Source organism: Novosphingobium sp. KN65.2, from assembly GCF_001368935.1.
In the GTDB taxonomy this organism is placed as follows: domain Bacteria; phylum Pseudomonadota; class Alphaproteobacteria; order Sphingomonadales; family Sphingomonadaceae; genus Novosphingobium; species Novosphingobium mathurense.
The window spans coordinates 1-1,706 of sequence record NZ_CCBH010000230.1 but is presented as its reverse complement, the minus strand read 5'-3'; the positions used below and the strand labels follow the sequence as shown (position 1 = coordinate 1,706).

Below are 1,706 nucleotides of genomic sequence, written 5' to 3'. Positions count from 1 at the left end.
TCAAAGCTTGCCGGTGAGTTCCGGCACGGCGTTGAAGAGGTCTGCGACGAGGCCGATGTCGGCGACCTGGAAGATCGGGGCGTCCTCGTCCTTGTTGATGGCGATGATGGTCTTGGAGTCCTTCATGCCGGCAAGGTGCTGGATCGCGCCCGAGATGCCCACGGCAATGTAGACTTCGGGTGCCACGATCTTGCCGGTCTGGCCGACCTGGTAGTCGTTGGGCACGTAGCCCGCATCGACCGCGGCGCGGCTGGCGCCCACGCCGGCGCCGAGCTTGTCGGCGAGCGGCATGATGTATTCCTCGAAAGTCGCGGCGTCCTTGAGCGCGCGGCCACCCGAGACGACGATCTTCGCGCTGGTCAGTTCCGGACGCTCCGACTTCGCCAGCTCGGCGCCCACGAAGCTCGACAGACCGGCATCGCCCGGACCCGCAACGTCTTCGATAGCCGCCGAACCGCCGGTGGCGGCCGCCTTCTCGAAGGCCGTACCGCGCACGGTGATCACCAGCTTGGCATCGGTGCTTTCGACCGTGGCAATCGCGTTGCCGGCATAGATCGGACGGGTGAAGGTCTTCTCGCCCTCGACCGAGAGAATGTCCGAGACCTGCATCACGTCGAGCAGCGCGGCGACGCGCGGCGCGACGTTCTTGCCGGTGGTGGTCGCCGGGGCGACGAAGGCATCGTGATCGGCCATGAGGTCGGCGATCAGCGGCGCGACGTTCTCGGCCAGGCCATGCTCGTAAGCGGCGTTGTCGGCGAGGTGGACCTTGCCCACGCCGGCGATCTGCGCGGCCGCCTCGGCGACGGCGCGGCAATCCGAACCGGCAACGAGAAGGTGGACTTCACCCAGCCTGGCAGCCGCGGTGACAGTGGCGAGCGTCGCGTCCTTGAGCGACGCATTGTCGTGTTCGACCCAAACAAGCGTCTTCATGAGTCTTGTATCCTTTCCCGGCCGTGCCCTCAGGCGACGCCCATTTCCTTGAGCTTGGCAACGAGGGCATCGACGTCGGGCACCTTGATGCCCGCCTGACGCACCGGCGGCTCGGAGACCTTGAGGGTCTTGAGACGCGGGGCGATGTCGACGCCGAAGTCGGCAGGCGTCTTGCTGTCGAGCGGCTTCTTCTTCGCCTTCATGATGTTGGGCAGCGAAGCGTAGCGCGGCTCGTTCAGGCGCAGGTCGGTGGTGACGATCGCGGGCATCGCCAGCCTGACGGTCTCCAGACCGCCGTCGACTTCGCGGGTCACGGCAACGCTGTCACCGTCGATCTCGACCTTGCTGGCAAAAGTGCCCTGCGGACGGCCCAGCAGCGCGGCCAGCATCTGGCCGGTCTGGTTGGAGTCGTCGTCGATGGCCTGCTTACCGAGGATGACAAGGCCGGGGTTCTCCTCAGCGACGATCGCTTTCAGGATCTTGGCAACGGCCAGCGGTTCGACTTCCGCGTCGGTCTCGACGAGAATCGCCCGGTCCGCCCCCATGGCGAGCGCCGTACGCAGCGTTTCCTGCGCCTTGGCCGGGCCGACCGAGACCGCAATGATCTCTTCCGCCTTGCCCGCTTCCTTCAGGCGAATGGCTTCCTCGACAGCGATCTCGTCGAAGGGGTTCATGCTCATCTTGACGTTGGCAAGATCAACGCCGGTACCGTCGGACTTCACCCGCGGCTTCACGTTGTAGTCGATCACCCGCTTTACCGGGACGATGATTTTCAT

At 65.4% G+C, this 1,706-nt stretch carries 2 protein-coding genes; both read right to left on the bottom strand.

Going from position 1 to position 1,706, the window contains the following annotated elements; genetic code table 11:
- The gene (locus SPHV1_RS23860; RefSeq protein ID WP_054948485.1) at positions 1-930 is read right to left on the bottom strand and encodes an electron transfer flavoprotein subunit alpha/FixB family protein; all 930 of its coding nucleotides are present in this window, start codon (positions 928-930) and stop codon (positions 1-3) included.
- Positions 931-959: 29 nt separating this feature from the next.
- Positions 960-1,706, bottom strand: coding sequence for an electron transfer flavoprotein subunit beta/FixA family protein (locus SPHV1_RS23855; protein ID WP_054948484.1), 747 nt, complete (start codon positions 1,704-1,706; stop codon positions 960-962).

What these genes read in the sequence shown, in the direction of transcription:
- SPHV1_RS23860 (WP_054948485.1), bottom strand. Translation starts at nt 930, where the DNA reads ATGAAGACGCTTGTTTGGGTCGAACACGACAATGCGTCGCTCAAGGAC.
- SPHV1_RS23855 (WP_054948484.1), bottom strand. Translation starts at nt 1,706, where the DNA reads ATGAAAATCATCGTCCCGGTAAAGCGGGTGATCGACTACAACGTGAAG.